Source organism: Mesorhizobium sp. M0060 (genome assembly GCF_040323155.1).
In the GTDB taxonomy this organism is placed as follows: Bacteria; Pseudomonadota; Alphaproteobacteria; order Rhizobiales; family Rhizobiaceae; genus Mesorhizobium.
This window is the reverse complement of the sequence record NZ_JAMYUP010000005.1, coordinates 69,572-85,241: the sequence shown is the minus strand read 5'-3', so window position 1 is coordinate 85,241 and position 15,670 is coordinate 69,572. Positions and strand designations below refer to the sequence as shown.

The window sequence follows — 15,670 nt, the reverse complement described above, 5'->3', positions numbered from 1 at the left end:
CGTTGGACGCGTCTCAAGCCGACGGAGCAATTGACATTAACATCTCTGTTTCATATTTTCCGTTCGTGAAACTGAAATGCGATGGTGCAGTCGAAGTGCCAGTCTGACGCGCATAGGCGAAGCTGGCTTGGAGCCGGAGAGAAAAACATGAGTACGGCGTTGCGGGCGGTTCCCAGATTCCTGGACGAATTGAGCACGTTTGGCGGTCTCAAGGGGACCGATATTGCAAACATCACCGACGTGTCCAAGGCCACGGTTTCGAGATGGAAGGCCGGCGACATCAAGCCCCAGCCGCGCAGCGAACTCATTTTGTCGGACCTGCATTATATCGTCGGCCGCCTGCAGGAGTTCTACGAGCCAAGTGATATTCGCACCTGGCTTTACGCTCGACACCCGCAATTGAATGGCGAAAGAGCAATCGATCTCATTCACGACGACCGTGCTCTCGACGTCCTCAAAGTCATCGATCGGCTGGAGAACGAGGTCTTTCTCTAATTGGCGATCACCGGGCGGAAACGACGCGACAGCCGACTCATCGACGCTATCGAAGCAATAGCTCCGGTCGAATACTCAGGAACGGTTTGGCGAGTGGTGCGCCAGGGCCGCAGCCCGATCCAGTGCTCAAGCTCCGGTGGCCGTTGGGACGATGAAACATTCGATGTGCTCTACGCCTCACAGGCGCGGGAAGGTGCTTTGAGCGAGATGAGGTTTCACCTGACGCGGGGGCAACCAGTGGCCCCTTCGCGTGTCAGATACAATCTTTTCGAGATCGATCTTGCTTTGGAGCGGGCGCTCAGGCTGCTGGACCTGGCTGCCTTGCAGTCCCTCGGTCTGGACACGCCGCGTTATGGGCAGCTTTCGTATCAGGAAAAGCATGCCGAATATCCCAGGTCGCAAGACATCGGCGAGGCCGCGCATTTCCTCGACTATGACGGTCTGATCGTGCCCAGCGCGCGATACGACTGCCTGAACGTCGTCGCGTTTTGTGATCGGCTGCCGGCTGGGGCGATCACGACCAGAACCGATCATGGGGACATCGACTGGACTTAGCGGCGGCCCCGCTGCTGTCCATCCCCCGCGCGGGCGATGCGGCCAGGGGAAGTGGCGCGCTAGCATTGCCGCCAATTGCCGAGACTCCAACGCGCGAAGGAGGATCCATGCGTCTGGTCCGAGTGATACCGACCCTGCTGGCGTTCCTGGCAGTCATGCCGCTGAATGGCGAAGCGGCTGGCAAGAAGTACCCCAAAGGCCACGGCACGAACTGCGCCGAGAAGGACCGGGAGTGCCAGAACCAATGCCAGGCTCAGCCGATCGACTACAACAGCGTCCGGTCGATCAATGCGCGCAACGAATGCCTGAACAATTGCACCATCGGCTACGATCTGTGTCTCGGGGCACCCGCCCGAATCCAGGACCAGACAATCCAGGAGGACGCCGCGCAATAGAACCCGCTAGAGTGGGCTCCAATGCGCAAGAGATGGGTGTGATCGAAATGACAGCGACAGCCGCCCGTCACCGTCAGGTGCGGCCGCCGACCTCGTCGATATGGCGCAGCATGTCGTCGGGATCTTCGTAGACGCGGAACGCGCCCGATTGCCGAAGCTCCTCGGTGCCGTAGCCGCCGCTGAGCAGGCCGACGCCCAGCGCCCGGCAGCGAACCGCCGCCAGCATGTCCCAGACGCTGTCGCCAACGACCACCGTTGCCTCGATCGGCACGTTCAGCCTTTCGGCTGCGGCGATGAACAGGTCCGGATCGGGCTTGGCGTATTTGACCAGGTCGCGCGTCACCACCGGCGTCCGCTCCGGATCGACGCCGAGCGCGGCGAGGTTGACCGACGCCGTCTCCATGCGCCCGCTGGTGGCGATCGCCCACGGTATGCCCGCCTCCGTCAGCCACGCCAGCAATTCGCGCGCACCGGGGAGCGGCCGGATGCGGCTCGCCTGGCGCTGATAGGCTGCGGCATGGCGCCGCCGCAGCCGGTCGACGCGCTCGGTGCTGATCTCAATGTTGGTTTCGCGCAGCAGCTGGTTGGTGAACAGCCCGCCGCTCATGCCGATCTTGCGGTGGATGCGCCAGACCGACAGCTCGATATCCTCCTCGTCGAGCGCCTCCTTCCAGGCCAGCACATGCTGGTAGACGCTGTCGACCAACGTGCCGTCGAGATCGAACAGGAAAGCGGGTTGCAGACGCATTGTTTTTCTCCTGGGTGCTTTTCGATCGATCGGATGTAGCGCGGGCTGGCGGCAAGCACAGGCCGGCCAGTGCCGTCACCGCCCCGGGGATCGATCCATGATCGCTGCGCCTTCAAGCTCGGCCGAGCCCCGTCATGGATTTCGGCAAAATCGAGCCCATATCTTGTATGTGGAGCTTTGAGCGTGAAACTCTGGCGTGTGGCCCTTCTCGCCGCGACTTTCGTCGCCGCTGTGATCGTTTGTTCCTTTTCCACAACCGGAGAGGCCGGCGACCGCGAGAGGGTTGCGTTGCGCGTCGAGATAAACGGCGCCATTGGTCCGGCGAGCGCCGGCCAGTTCAAGGAAGCACTGTCGGTCGCCGCGGAGCGAAACGCCGAGGTCCTCATCCTGCAGATCGACACGCCCGGCGGGCTGGTCACCAGCATGCGCGAGATCATCGCCGGCATCCTCGCCTCGCCGGTTCCCGTCATCGGCTATGTCGCGCCCGCTGGTGGGCATGCGGCGAGCGCCGGAACCTACATCCTCTACGCGACCCATGTCGCGGCGATGGCGCCCGGCACCAATCTTGGTGCTGCAACGCCCATCGAGCTTGGCGGGCCGCTGCCATCCTTTCCCGGCGGCGGCGACAAGAACGACGACGCGAGCAAGGACCAGAAGAACGCCGCCGGGCCGCCGGCAGGCGATGCGATGATGGCCAAGGTGACCAATGACGCGGTCGCCTTGATCCGCAGCCTGGCTGAACTGCGCGGACGCAATGCCGATTGGGGTGAAAAGGCCGTGCGCGAGGCGGCCAGCCTGTCGGCCAACGCGGCGCTGCAGGAGCATGTCGTCGACTTCGTCGCCCGCGACACGACCGAACTGCTGCAACTGGCCGATGGCCGGACGGTCGAGGTGGCCGGCGGGAAAGAAGTGTTGGCGACGAAAGGGCTGCCGGTTGAAACGCTGGAGCCTGGCTGGCTCATCAGGCTTCTCGCCGTCATCACCGATCCGAACATCGCCGTCATCCTGATGCTGGTCGGCGTCTATGGCCTCGTCTTCGAGTTCACCAGCCCGGGCGCAGTGGCGCCCGGCGTGATCGGCACGATCTGCCTGCTGCTTGGCCTCTATGCGCTCAATCTCCTGCCGATCAACTATACCGGCCTTACCTTGATGCTGCTTGGCATCGCCTTCCTCGTCGTCGAGGCTTTCAATCCCACCGTGGTGCTTGGATTGGGAGGCGTGGCAGCCTTTCTGCTGGGTGCTGCCATGCTGCTCAGGATCGAGGGGCCCGGCTTCGAGATGTCGTGGGCCGTCATCGGCACTGCCGCCACCTTGACGCTTGGCCTGGCATTCCTGACCGGCAGCTATGTCTGGACCGCGCGCAAGAGGCCTGCGCGGGTCGGCGCGCAGGCCATGCGCGGACTGCCGGCTGAAATCCTCGACTGGAAGGGCGGCGAGGGCCACGTGCTTGCCCGGGGCGAGCGCTGGCGGGCGAAGGCCGACGAACCACTGGCACCAGGCGACAATGTCGAGGTGGCGGGCGTCAAGGGTCTCGTGCTCACGGTACGGCGCCGTGATGGAGCAAGGCAATGATCATCGGTTATGTCGTCTATCTGGTACTCGCTCTCATCGTGCTGATGTTCCTGTCCGCGGCCATTCGCATCCTGAGGGAATATGAGCGTGGCGTGGTCTTTACGCTGGGCCGCTTCACTGGGGTGAAGGGACCCGGTCTCATTCTCCTCGTCCCCTTCGTCCAGCAGATGGTGCGGGTCGATCTGCGCGTGGTGGTCCAGGACGTGCCGCCGCAGGACGTGATCTCGCGCGACAATGTCTCGGTGAAGGTGAATGCCGTGCTGTATTTTCGAATCGTCGACCCCGAGCGGGCGATCATCCAGGTCGAGGACTTCATGGCCGCGACCAACCAGCTGGCGCAAACCACGTTGCGCTCGGTGCTTGGCAAGCATGAGCTCGATGAAATGCTGTCCGAACGTGACCGGCTCAACAGCGATATCCAGGAGATTCTCGATCAGCGGACCGATGCCTGGGGCATCAAGGTATCCGATGTCGAGATCAAGCATGTCGACCTTAACGAGAGCATGATCCGCGCCATCGCCAAGCAGGCCGAGGCCGAACGGCTGCGGCGTGCGAAGGTGATCAATGCCGATGGTGAGCAACAGGCGGCGGCAAAGCTCGTCGAGGCCGGCAAGATGCTGGCTCAGGAACCGCAGGCCATGCAGCTGCGCTATTTCGAGGCCCTGCATGACATCGCTGGCGAGCGCTCGTCGACGGTCGTGTTTCCGCTGCCGATGGATCTGCTCTCTCATTTCATCAAGCAGCCCGGTGAGAAGAAGTGAGTTGAAACGTGCGAGGTTAGCGAAAGCCGAGATGACGGCCGATCTTCCCCTTGCGGGGGAAGATCGGCAGCTTCACCACCCCCTCACCTCCGCCACGGCGGGACGGGCGCAAAGCGTTTGCCGATCCAGTCGGCGAAGGCGCGAGTCTTGGCGGCTTGCCCCTTGGCCGAAGGCATGACGACATAGACGGCGCCCTCGTCGGCAAGCGTCCAGTCCTCCAGCACCGGCACCAGCCGGCCGTCGGCGAGTTCGCGTCCGACCAACCAATCCGTGCTCATCATCAGTCCGACGCCCTGTACGGCGGCTTCGACCAGCACCTCGGCGTCGTCGGTGACCAGCGGCCCGGAAACTTCGATACTGACGCGCCGGCCCGTGCTGTCGGTCATCTCCCAGGCCGGAAAGGTCTGGAAGCCCGAGAAGCCGAGGCAGCTGTGTTCCAGCAGCGCTTCCGGCGTAGCCGGCGTGCCCCGGCGGGCAAGGTAGGACGGTGCGGCGCACAGCAGCCGCCGCCGTGTCGCGACCTTGCGCGCCACTAGCCGCGAATCCTCCAGCGCGCCGAGGCGGACGGCGACATCGAAATTCTCGGCGACGAGGTCGACGAACCGGTTGGAGAACTCGGCCTCGATACGAACGTCGGGAAATTCGGCGAGAAATTGCGGCAGCAGCGGGCCGATCCACATGCGCCCGAACGAGCCGGGCAGCGCCAGTCGCAGCACGCCGCGCGGCCCGCCGCCGGCATGCGCCGACGCTGCAGCCTCGGCCTCGTCGACCGCGGCCAGGATGGCGCGGACGCGGACGAGAAATTCCGAACCCGCCTCGGTCAGCGACACGCTGCGCGTCGTCCGGTGCAGCAGGCGCACGTCCAGCCGCTCCTCCAGCGAGGCAAGGCGCCGCGACAGGATGGTCGCGTCGCGGCCGATGCGTGCCGCCGCCCTGGTGAAGGAGCGTGCTTCGGCGATTGCCGCGAAGGCGGCCATTTCGGCCAATGCTGCCGGTTCGTGCGATTGCTGCATCAGGCGCAGAACTCAAATGTGAAAAGCAAGGATTATATACCAATAGCGCAGCAGCTAGCTTCACTCAATCCCGGCCCGTCAATCGGCCCATCAACCGGAGTGAGACATGAAAGCGATCGAACTGACTGCCCCGAGACTGGACGCGTTTCGCGCGGCCACCGTTCCCACGCCTGAACCGCAGCGCGGCGAAGTGCTGATCCGCCTGCGCGCCGCAAGCCTGAATTTCGTCGACATCGCGGTGGCGAGCGGCAACTACCCAGGTCCGAGCTTTCCGCTCATTCCCGTCGTCGACGGCGCCGGCGAGATCGTCGGCATTGGCGAGGGCGTGTCGAGGCTCGCCGTCAACGATCGCGTCATCGCCCATGCAAAACCGCGTTGGATCGGCGGCCGCCCGCGGCCCTATGAGACCACCGAGATGCGTGGCCTGACGCTGCCCGGCTCGCTCGCCGAATATGTGGCGCTGCCGGCCAATGCCGTCGTGCCGATGCCGGCGCATTTGTCCTTCGAAGCGGCGGCGACGCTGCCGATCGCCGGAACCACCGCATGGAATGCGATCCGCGTCGCCGATGCCGGGCCGGGATCGGTCGTCGTCCTGCTCGGCACCGGCGGTGTCTCGATACTGACCCTGCAGCTGGCCAAGGCAGCCGGTGCCACGGTCATCATCACCTCGTCGTCGGACGAAAAGCTGGCGCGCGCCAAGGCGCTCGGCGCCGATCACCTGATCAACTACCGCATGACACCGGACTGGGACGCCAAGGTGCTCGAGTTGACCAACGGCCTCGGCGCCGACCTGATCGTCGAAACCGGCGGCTCCGCCACTTTCGCCCGCTCCATCAATGCCGCGGCGCCGGGCGGCACGGTGTTCGTCATCGGCTTCGTCACCGGCACGGAGGCCACCGCAAACCTGCTGCCGATTATCATCAAGGCGCTCAAGGTGGTGGGCAACAACACCGGATCGGTATCCGACCTGCGCAATGCCGCGCGCGCTATCGGCGCCGCCCGTATCGATCCGGTCATCGACACGGTCTACAGCCAAGACCAGGCAACCGAGGCCTACGCGCATATGGCAGCCGGCGGCCGGCATTTCGGCAAGCTTGCATTTGCGCTGTCGTGGTGAGCCTGGAAAGGCAGAGCGCTGTCCGCAAAGCTGCCAATCTCCCCCCTCGTGGGGGAGTTGTCCGGCAGGACAGAGGAGGGGCGCTGTCCCGCCGACCTATCAACCGATCGTAGTTCGCATACCCGCGCAAAGCTCTCGGCTGACCACAAGTTGAACTGAACGCTGGCGATCCTTCACGCCCCCCCTCTGCCCTGCCGGGCATCTCCCCCACGAGGGGGGAGATTGGCAGCCTCACGGTCTGCCCCTAAATCAGCTTCTCCAGCGTGATCGGCAAATCTCGCACCCTTTTCCCAGTAGCGTGGAACACTGCGTTGGCGATCGCCGGCGCAACGCCGACGATGCCCAGTTCGCCGACCCCCTTGCCGCCAAGAACCGAGGAATGCGGGTCGGGAATACCGACCGAGATCACCTCGATGTCTGGAATGTCGGCATTGGTGGCGATGAGATAGTCGGCGAGGTTGTTGTTGACGATGCGGCCATGCCGGCGGTCGACCATGCCTTCCTCGAGCAGCGCCTGGCCGATGCCCATGATGATGCCGCCCTTCCACTGGCTTTCGGCGAGCTTGGGATTGTAGAGCCGGCCCGAATCCAGCGCCGACACCACGCGCGATACCCGAACCGTGCCGAAATCTTCGTCGACGCGCACCTCGATGAAATGCGCGCACCAGCTGTGGCGCGAATAGTCGCCTTCGGTATGCGGCAGCGCCATGGCAATGGTGGTGTAGTTCTTGTAGCGGTCCTCGACCGTCGAATTGGCCGGCATGGTGTCGCCCTTCGCCTCGATATGCTCGCGTCCGATGCTCCTGAGCAGTTCCGCGATGGAAACTTCAGGGCCGTCGCCGCGCGGTGAGGAAATGCGGCCGCCGGCGACGACAAGCGTGTTGGCCTGCAGCGCCTGGAACGGCGAATTTGGATCGCTGATGGCGAGCCCAACAAGCTGGTCGAGCGCGGCAGTCGCCGCCTTGTGCACGGCGCCGGTCATCACCCCGGCCAGCCGCGAACCGCCGGTGACGCCGGCGCGGGCATAGCGGGAGTCACCCAGCTTGACGACGACATTGTCCGCCGGCACGCCCAGCACTTCGGCGGCGGTCTGCGCCAGGATCGTATAGGTGCCCTGCCCCATGTCGATCGACGAGCTTTCGACCTCGACCGAGCCGTCGGCCAGGATGCGCACGACCGCTTCGCCATAGGCGCGCCGCACCGGATAGGTGCCAGCGGCAACGCCCCAGCCGATCAGCTGGTTGCCGTCGCGCATCGAGCGCGGCTCAGGGGTGCGCTTCGACCAACCGAAGGCTTCCGCACCGGCCGCGAAGGCCTCGCGCAGCTGCCGTGTCGACCACGGCTTCTTCGCCTCCGGATCCTGCTCGGCATAGTTCCTGAGCCGGATTTCCAGTGGATCGATGCCGACCTCGTAGGCGAGCTCGTCGATCGCGCTTTCGATGCCGAAGGCGCTCGGGTTCTCGCCCGGCGCGCGCAACGCCCCCGGCACCACCGTGTTGACCCGCACGACGTTCTGCCGCGACGAGAAATTCGGCGTCGCGTACATGACCGAGGTGACCGAGCCGAGCGGCTCGACCCACATGCCGTCGACCGAGGTCTCGTTGACACCGCGATGCACGATCGACTGGATCTGACCGTCTGCGTTGGCGCCGAGCGCCACCGTCTGGCGCGTCGCCGCCCGTCCGCCATAGGCGGTGAAGGTCTGCGGTCTGCTGACCGCCAGCTTCACCGGCTGTCCCAGCATTTTCGCGGCCACCGCCGCTACCGCGCCGTAGCCGTAGGCGAACGCCTTGGAGCCGAAGCCGCCGCCAATATAGGGCGAGACCAGGCGCACATTCTCGAACGGCACGCCAAACCATTCGGCATACGTCCGCGCCATGCCGTCGAGCCATTGGCTCGGCTCCCAGACCGTGAGTTGGTCGCCCTGCCACTTTGCGATCAGGCCATGCGGCTCCATCGGCGCCTGGTATTCGCGCGGCGTGTTGTAGGCATTGCAGATCCTGACCGGAGCCGCGGCGAACGCTGTCTCCGCCTCGCCCCATTCCTTGGTCATCGCATCGACCGGGATGCCGTCGCCGGCTTTCGGATCGCTGAGGTCGACGATCGCCGGCGCCTCGTCATAGGCGATCTTGACCAGCGCCGCGGCGGCGACCGCCTGCTCAAAACTCTCGGCGATGACCGCCGCGACATGCTGGCCGCTGAAGGTGACGTCGCGCGCCAGCGGGCAGTAGGTAACGTCCGGCGGCGGCGTGCCCAACCAGTCCGTTGCGGTTTTCAGCGGCAGGAAATTGTCGGGCGTCAGCACCAGAAGCACGCCGGGCGCCGCCTCGGCCGCTGCCGTGTCGATCGACCGCACCCGGCCGGCGGCAATCGTGCTCTGGACCAGCACCGCGTGGGTCAGCCCCTCGAGCTGCTGCTCGACGGCGTATTTGGCGGCACCGGTGATCTTGGCCGGTCCGTCGATGCGCGACAGCCGGCCGCCGACCTGATCCGCGAGGACGGCGCCGTCCGAAGCGTCGCCGCGTTTGGACTCACCGGGCCTTGTTCTCAACTCGTGAACGGTCATGCCGTTTCTCCCATTTTGAGGATGGCGCGTGCGACGACGCGCGGCGCCAGTTCGATCTTGTAGTGGTTGGCGCCATGGTCGACGGCGCCCTCGACGGCGAGCAGGCTGGCTTGCCTGACGACCTCCGGCTCGAGCACCTTGCCTTTCAGCGCCTCTTCGACGGCGCGGGCGCGCCATGGCTTGGTGGCGACGCCGCCGAGTGCGACGCGCAGACCACGGATCGTCCTTCCGTCGGCCTCGAATTCGATACCAACGGCAGCACTTGCCGCGGCGAATTCATAGGACTGGCGGTCGCGGACCTTGAGATAGGTCGAACGGCGGGCGGCGGCCGAAGCGGGAATGCTGATCGCGGTGATCATCTCGCCGGGCTCGATCGCATGTTCCCTTTCGGGCGTGCTGCCCGGCAGGAGGAAAAAATCATCGACGGCGACCTGGCGGTCGCCGAGATGGACGATTGCGTCGAAGGCGACGAGTGCAACGGCCAGGTCGCCGGGATAGGTGGCGATGCAGGCCTCGCTGGTGCCGAGCACGGCATGGCTGCGGGTGACGCCGCCGATCGCCGAGCAGCCGCTGCCGGGCGAGCGCTTGTTGCAGGCCGGGAAATTCGAGGGATCGCGGAAATAGGGGCAGCGTGTACGCTGCATCAAATTGCCGCCGATCGTCGCCATGTTGCGCAGCTGCGCTGATGCGGCCTGCCACAAAGCTTCCGAGACTGCGGGGAACCGGCTCTTGATATCGGCATGGTCGGCGACGCGGCTCATCCTGGCCAGCGCGCCGATCGTGGCGCCCCGGTCATCGACGGCAATCGTATCCAGTCCCTTGAGATGGGTGATGTCGACCACAGTGTCGGGTTCGATGACGCCGCATTTGGCGAGATCGATCAGCGTGGTGCCGCCGGCCAGGAGCATGGCGCCCGGAAGTGCTGCTGCCTGACGGGCCGCGTCGACGGATCCGGCCCGGAGATACGAAAAGTCCCTCATGATGCGGCCTCCACGGCCGCCTGGCGCACGGCGGCGACGATGTGCGGATAGGCGCCGCAGCGGCAGAGATTGCCGGCCATGTATTCGCGGATCTCCTCGTCGGAGCCGGCATGGCCTTCGCGGATGCAGGCGACCGCCGACATGATCTGGCCCGGCGTGCAATAGCCGCACTGGAATGCATCCTGTTCGAGGAAGGCGGCCTGCACCGCATTCAGCATGCCATCCTCCCCGGCAAGCCCTTCGATTGTGGTCACCGCCCTGCCTTCGACCTGCGCGGCAAGCGTCAGGCAGGCGAGCACCCGCTGGCCGTCGACATGCAGGGTGCAGGCGCCGCATTGGCCCTGGTCGCAGCCCTTCTTGGTGCCGGTCAGGCCGAGATGATCGCGCAAGGCGTCGAGCAGCGTCACGCGTGGCTCGACCTCCAGTTCATGTCGATGTCCGTTGATTTGAAGTTGGATTGGAGTTCGGGTTCTGCTTGTCATGGGGCGTCTGGCTCCAGTTGCTTGACGCGGGAGGGGATGATCCGGTGCCCGGCCGGCGAGCGGCAAGGTCAGCTTATGGCTAAGTGTGAACGGGCGAAGGCGGGGGTGACGGCCAATCTCCCTCCCTTGCGGGCCTCGCTAATCTCGGGATGCGGCTTGCGGAGTCGAAAGACGTGACATACCGGTTCCCCCGATTATATGATGAAGGCGCTCCACAAATCGGAGGCACCTCCGTTTGTTAGCTAGGAGCCTGCCCTGCCCTGTTCAAGCCCCGGATCGAAATTGATCGATGTTGGAGAAAAAGTGGCAGGGCAGCCAGCCGCGATGCTTGGAGACAAGGCGGAAGCCGCCGCGGCAACCGCTTGCGCGCCGACAGCGACTTCGAATTCAGCCGCGCCATTCAAACCAGAACGTCGGCGGTGCCGAGCAGAGCAACGAGCGGACCATTGGGGCGCCGAAGGGGCTGGCAAAGCACCACCGGCCGAAGCCGGTGGTGCTCCTGGACTGTCTGTAGGGGCAGGACAGTCCAATGATCCTGAGGGGATCGTGCTCAATGTCGGCTCATTTTTGCTTGGAGGCATCGGCCGAACAGATGAGGAGTGCCGGCCGCGAGGACATATTCTCCGTCGTCCTCCACCGGTCGTCCACCGGAGACGGGCAAGATACCTCGCTTGCCGGAACGCCGGCCCAGACTCGATTCTGTGACTATATTTACTTGTGATTATATTTGTCGGAGACGTAACGAAGGTGGAGGCGTCTCCGTTGTTGAAACGGGGCCTGCCCTGTTTCGCCTCGGATCAACACTGGAGAAAAAATTGGCCGCAGAGCCGCCCGTCGCACCTGGAGACAAGGCCGAAGCCGCCGCTGCAAAACCGCTGCGCGCCGACGCGCAGCGCAACCGCGACGCGCTGGTCGAGGTCGCCGCGAAGGCCTTTGCCGCACATGGCGTTGACGCCTCGCTGGAGGAGATTGCGCGTCAGGCCGGCGTCGGCATCGGCACGCTCTACCGGCATTTCCCAACCCGCGAGCATCTGGTCGAGGTGGTTTATCGGCGCGAAGTGGAAGGGCTGTGCCAGGCGGCCGACGAGTTCGCCCTCGATCATCCGCCCGACGTGGCGCTCGAACAATGGATGCAGCGCTTCGTCGACTACATCGCCACCAAGCGCGGGCTGTCGACAAGCCTGCGCATCCTGCTCACGACCAACTCCACCCTGTTCTCCGACGTTTCGGGCAGGGTGACGCTCGCCTTGCGGCGGCTGATCGATGCCGCGGTCGCCCACGGCTCGATCCGCAGCGACGTCGATGCCTCCGACGTGCTGCATGCGCTGGGCGGCATCTATTCGGCCCCCGACACCAAGGACTGGCGCGACCGCTCGCGTCGGCTGGTATCGCTGCTGATGGATGGGCTGCGGTTTGGGGCGGCGAAGGGTGATGGGTGAAGGCGATCAGCTTTGCCGCCTCCTGAAAGCGGACATTGTATGCGCGCCACAAACTGGATGGGACCGTGGATGCTGCGAGCGTTGCTCGGATACGCCAGGGTCAAAATGTCCGAGAAAAGCTTCCATGAGGCCGGCATAACGAAAGCCGGTGACAGGGTCGCGCCTGTATCCCTGGCCCCGGTAAAGCAGGGCGCTCGACGCTGCGGTCGAACGGCACTCCCTTACTTCACCGTGATGCTCATACCACTGAGATCGGCGTTGATTTGCAGGCCTACCTGCCTGCCTGTGAGTTCAAGCTGGGCACCCTTGTCATTGGTCATGACGATCACCTGAGCCCCTTTGCCGAGCGCGCCGCCACCGCCCGCTGCACCGTACACCCCCGTCACATCCCGGGCGCGGCGTATGTGGCGCACCGTACCTTTGAAATAGGTCTTGGAGGCACCGAAGGCGAGGCCGCCCGAGATGCCACCGACCGAGATGGGATATCGGTGACCATGGAAGGTCAGCGTGCCCTCGCCTCCGGCGCCACCGATGAAGAAGGCCGCCTTGTAGATGGCGAAGCGGATCGTACCGCTGTCAGCATGTGCGACGCTGGCAAAGCTAACTCCCGCGGCGGCGATGACGGCAACCGCGACTGAACGAAATCTGGACGAAATCTTCATGGTGAGAGACTCCTTAAGATCGCCGCATGCCCAGCTGGCCGGGCACGTCAGCGTCGTATCAAAGTCATAGCTGAACAGTCTCGCCCGTCATTGGTTCCAAACACGCGGCCTGAATCCGGCTGCGAGAAGACCGCCACGCAACGAGGCGGATGGCGAGCATAGTCTTGGCTGTGAGAACAGTGGCCGAATAGTGGGGACCTGTCGCCGCCGTTCCTACGAAAACGTAGGTGTTGAAGAGGAATGGTATTAGTCTGCGCTGTCTGGGGTTTTGGGAGCGCGGCAAAAGAATGGATTTGAGCTCGGGCCATGGCTACCTCCTCATCGGCGGCCTGATCCTGGTCGGTGCGGGGCTCCTGGTCCTTTCGCTGATCGTCAATCTTCGCGTGGCGCACAGTGTGCGCGACGACGTGCGCCATCGTGAAAAGCTGCTGGAATATTATCGCAACATCTTTTCGCAGCTTGGCGTGATCATGATCGGGATTGGCGTGTCCCTGTTCATCTTCTTTTTCCAGCAGAATTATCAGGACCAGCGCAAACGCGAAACGGAACTCCAGCAGGTTCTCGCCAAACTGGCGGCGCGTATTGCCCGCGGCAGCGCCGTCGTGGAGGCCCTCGGCGAATTCGATGCGCTGCTGGATGATGGCGGCGCCTATGTCAGTCCGGAACTCGGCGGCAACAATGCCGCCGTCAGCGCCCACGGTACAGAGGTCGCCAAGCAGGTCGCCCAGATCCTTCTGGTCGAGCGCGACGTCGATGTTCAGGGGTTCGATATCCTGAATTTGTCACGCGATTTCGAAGCATCGTTCGTCGTCAACGAGATCAACACCACGCTATGGTTCAACATCGTCCGGGACGAGAGCGACATCAAATATGCCACCACTCAGATCGCTCTGGACTACAAGGACCTGCAGGATGCGATCGGCGGCGAGCCGATCGAGGTTGCGATCGCCAATCCCGAAAAGGAGCGGAAGATCAAGCAGGAGGTGCTCGACATCTTTTATGATGCCGACCTCCTGCGCCAGCGCAGCAGGCGGTTTCTCGGCCGCGCGTGCTGGGTTTTCAGCAAGGGGCGCGGCTTCGTCAAGCTTGCACCGGCCAATGAGATCGAAGCCGACGCCAGGTCGCACCAGGAGTGGATCGATCGGTCAAAACCCCTGCTGACGCAGGCGACCTCGGGCAGCGGCGATTGCTTCAAATTGGTCCAGTTCGGCCCGGCGTCCTGAACAGGCAAAGGCCCCGCCCGCCGGTGGCTAGTCTCCCACGCGCTGCAGCGTGCCGAGATGATTGTCGTCGAGAAAGTCGATGGTCATGGTTGACGCCTCGCCGTCTGGGCCGACTGCAAAGCTTACGGCCGAGGGCCTGTCCGGCGTCTCGGCATCAGGGAAAGTCACGAAGAGGTCGCGGTCGAAATGCTTCAATGAATAGGACCGCGCACCGGCGGGCCCGACCTTAAGGACAAGAGCGTCTCCTTCGCCCGACACAACCGCATCGCCGATGAAGTCGTTGAAGTAACGGCCTGCATAGGCACTGGCCGGCCCGGCCGGACTTGCCGGAGAGGGCGGACTTGCCGGAGAGGGCGGCGCGGCATAGGTGGCCTTGGCCGCCGCAACCACCGGGCCGAACATGCCTGCATAGATATCATTCCATGCCTTTACCTTATCCTTGCCCAGCGTTCCGTCGAAGACGAGATCGGCGAAGCTGTCGGACAGCCCCTCCGGCACGCCTGTCGGAAAGGCGTTGGCGATGACGACGATGCCAAGCTTCTCCTCGGGGAAGAGCATCACCAGGCTGCGTGCGCCGGCGCTGAAGGCGCCCGCATGACCCCAGATCAGCCCGTGCCGGCCGAATTCGACATTCCAGCCGAGGCCGTAGAAGGCCTCGCCTCGGGAGACGGGGTTCTTGCCGCGAGCCGTCAGAGGAACATGCATCTGGTCCAGCGCATCGGCCTTAATGAGCGTCTGGCCGGCGTAGATGCCGTTGCCGAGCACAAGGCGCATCCATTGCGAGAGATCGCGTGCGGTGGAGCTGACGCCGCCTGCTGGCGCCTGCGCATCCGGATAGCGCTGGACCTTCGCTGCCCAGGCGCCATCGATTTTGGCGTGGAGCTCGGCGCGATTCGCGTGCTTGATGAAGTCCGAATGACGCGAGCTGGTCGAGGCCATTCCAAGCGGACGGTAGAGCTTCTCTTCGGCGACCTCTTCCCACGGCTTGCCCGTCGGCTTCGCGGCAGCGACTGCACCCTCGGTCAGTCCGAAATTACTGTAGGAATAGCCGGCACGAAAGCTCGATGACGGCGGCACGAACCGCAGGCGACGCAGGATCTCCGCACGATCATAGCCAATGTCCTCGAGGTCGTCGCCCGCGGTGCCGGGAAGTCCGCTGCGGTGCGCGAACAGATCGCGGACGGTGAGTTCGCTGGTCGGATAGGGCGCGGCGAGCCTGAAGGCCGGATCGAGGTCGGCGATCTTCGAATCCCACGAAGCAATTCCCTCGCTGACCAGCGCCGCCACGACGGTGGCGGAGACCGGTTTGGAGAGGGAGGCGATCTGGAACACCGTGTCGGCATCGACGGCCCCCGGCTTGCCGGCCTCGCGATGCCCGAACCCCTTGAGGAAGATCACCTCATCGCCATGCACGACCCCGATGGCGAGACCGGGTACGGCACCATCCGCGACGGCGCCTTCGGCGAGTAATTCGAGCTTCGCAAGGGCCGCGGCGCTCCTGTCGGGTGGGATGGTATCGGCCGACGCCGCTTTCGGCGAAAGCACCATGACGATGATGAAGGCCAACATCCTCCAACGATGCAGATTCCGATCCAGCCGCATGCTCCAGCCTCCTCCATGTCGCCCGCATACACTATTGCAGCCTGACGCAGGGGAGGCCAG

Annotated in this window: 15 protein-coding genes; 8 read left to right on the top strand and 7 right to left on the bottom strand. The window is 64.3% G+C overall.

Features of this window, described 5'->3' with window-relative positions; translation table 11 throughout:
• Window positions 1–147 precede the first annotated feature (147 nt).
• The 3 genes from NKJ94_RS07435 (at window position 148) to NKJ94_RS07425 (ending at window position 1,445) form a co-directional block, all read left to right on the top strand.
• Window positions 148–495, top strand: a complete 348-nt coding sequence (locus NKJ94_RS07435) for a hypothetical protein (RefSeq protein ID WP_352523989.1) — start codon at window positions 148–150, stop codon at window positions 493–495.
• Entirely contained in the window at window positions 496–1,050 is a 555-nt protein-coding gene (locus NKJ94_RS07430) for an RES family NAD+ phosphorylase (protein ID WP_352523988.1), read from the top strand.
• 107 nt (window positions 1,051–1,157) lie between these two features.
• A complete protein-coding gene (locus tag NKJ94_RS07425) occupies window positions 1,158–1,445 on the top strand; it encodes a hypothetical protein (protein WP_352523987.1) in 288 nt (95 codons plus the stop codon).
• Window positions 1,446–1,518: 73 nt separating this feature from the next.
• Here NKJ94_RS07425 and NKJ94_RS07420 read toward each other — a convergent pair whose 3' ends face one another.
• A complete protein-coding gene (locus NKJ94_RS07420) occupies window positions 1,519–2,193 on the bottom strand; it encodes an HAD family hydrolase (protein ID WP_352523986.1) in 675 nt (224 codons plus the stop codon).
• Between the two features lie 183 nt (window positions 2,194–2,376).
• On the opposite strand from NKJ94_RS07420, the gene NKJ94_RS07415 reads away from it, so the two are divergent.
• The gene (locus tag NKJ94_RS07415; RefSeq protein ID WP_352523985.1) at window positions 2,377–3,765 is read left to right on the top strand and encodes an NfeD family protein; all 1,389 of its coding nucleotides are present in this window, start codon (window positions 2,377–2,379) and stop codon (window positions 3,763–3,765) included.
• Window positions 3,762–4,526 (top strand): slipin family protein, encoded by a 765-nt coding sequence (locus NKJ94_RS07410; RefSeq protein ID WP_352523983.1) that lies wholly within the window; start codon window positions 3,762–3,764, stop codon window positions 4,524–4,526. The genes NKJ94_RS07415 and NKJ94_RS07410 overlap by 4 nt, the downstream gene beginning before the upstream one ends.
• An 83-nt stretch (window positions 4,527–4,609) precedes the next feature.
• Here the strand turns inward: NKJ94_RS07410 and NKJ94_RS07405 are convergent, their stop codons facing one another.
• Window positions 4,610–5,539 carry a LysR family transcriptional regulator gene (locus NKJ94_RS07405; RefSeq protein WP_352523981.1) on the bottom strand — a complete coding sequence of 310 codons (930 nt, stop codon included), beginning with the start codon at window positions 5,537–5,539 and terminating at the stop codon, window positions 4,610–4,612.
• Between the two features lie 106 nt (window positions 5,540–5,645).
• Between NKJ94_RS07405 and NKJ94_RS07400 the strand changes: the two genes are divergently transcribed.
• Window positions 5,646–6,656: a zinc-dependent alcohol dehydrogenase family protein gene (locus NKJ94_RS07400; RefSeq protein ID WP_352523980.1), complete on the top strand. Its 1,011-nt coding sequence runs from the start codon at window positions 5,646–5,648 to the stop codon at window positions 6,654–6,656.
• Between the two features lie 244 nt (window positions 6,657–6,900).
• On the opposite strand, the gene NKJ94_RS07395 is transcribed toward NKJ94_RS07400, so the two are convergent.
• From NKJ94_RS07395 to NKJ94_RS07385, 3 genes are read right to left on the bottom strand one after another with little or no spacing between them, the layout of a single operon-like run.
• Window positions 6,901–9,222, bottom strand: a complete 2,322-nt coding sequence (locus tag NKJ94_RS07395) for a xanthine dehydrogenase family protein molybdopterin-binding subunit (RefSeq protein ID WP_352523978.1) — start codon at window positions 9,220–9,222, stop codon at window positions 6,901–6,903.
• Entirely contained in the window at window positions 9,219–10,202 is a 984-nt protein-coding gene (locus NKJ94_RS07390; RefSeq protein WP_352523976.1) for an FAD binding domain-containing protein, read from the bottom strand. The genes NKJ94_RS07395 and NKJ94_RS07390 overlap by 4 nt, the downstream gene beginning before the upstream one ends.
• The gene (locus tag NKJ94_RS07385) at window positions 10,199–10,684 is read right to left on the bottom strand and encodes a (2Fe-2S)-binding protein (protein ID WP_352523974.1); all 486 of its coding nucleotides are present in this window, start codon (window positions 10,682–10,684) and stop codon (window positions 10,199–10,201) included. The genes NKJ94_RS07390 and NKJ94_RS07385 overlap by 4 nt, the downstream gene beginning before the upstream one ends.
• Window positions 10,685–11,499: 815 nt before the next feature.
• Between NKJ94_RS07385 and NKJ94_RS07380 the strand changes: the two genes are divergently transcribed.
• The gene (locus NKJ94_RS07380; RefSeq protein WP_352523972.1) at window positions 11,500–12,123 is read left to right on the top strand and encodes a TetR/AcrR family transcriptional regulator; all 624 of its coding nucleotides are present in this window, start codon (window positions 11,500–11,502) and stop codon (window positions 12,121–12,123) included.
• Between the two features lie 221 nt (window positions 12,124–12,344).
• Here NKJ94_RS07380 and NKJ94_RS07375 read toward each other — a convergent pair whose 3' ends face one another.
• Entirely contained in the window at window positions 12,345–12,785 is a 441-nt protein-coding gene (locus tag NKJ94_RS07375) for a lipid-binding SYLF domain-containing protein (protein ID WP_352523970.1), read from the bottom strand.
• A 287-nt stretch (window positions 12,786–13,072) separates the two neighbouring features.
• Between NKJ94_RS07375 and NKJ94_RS07370 the strand changes: the two genes are divergently transcribed.
• Window positions 13,073–14,008 (top strand): hypothetical protein, encoded by a 936-nt coding sequence (locus NKJ94_RS07370; RefSeq protein WP_352523969.1) that lies wholly within the window; start codon window positions 13,073–13,075, stop codon window positions 14,006–14,008.
• Window positions 14,009–14,035: 27 nt separating this feature from the next.
• Here NKJ94_RS07370 and NKJ94_RS07365 read toward each other — a convergent pair whose 3' ends face one another.
• Window positions 14,036–15,610 (bottom strand): serine hydrolase, encoded by a 1,575-nt coding sequence (locus tag NKJ94_RS07365; protein ID WP_352523968.1) that lies wholly within the window; start codon window positions 15,608–15,610, stop codon window positions 14,036–14,038.
• Between the last annotated feature and the right edge of the window lie 60 nt (window positions 15,611–15,670).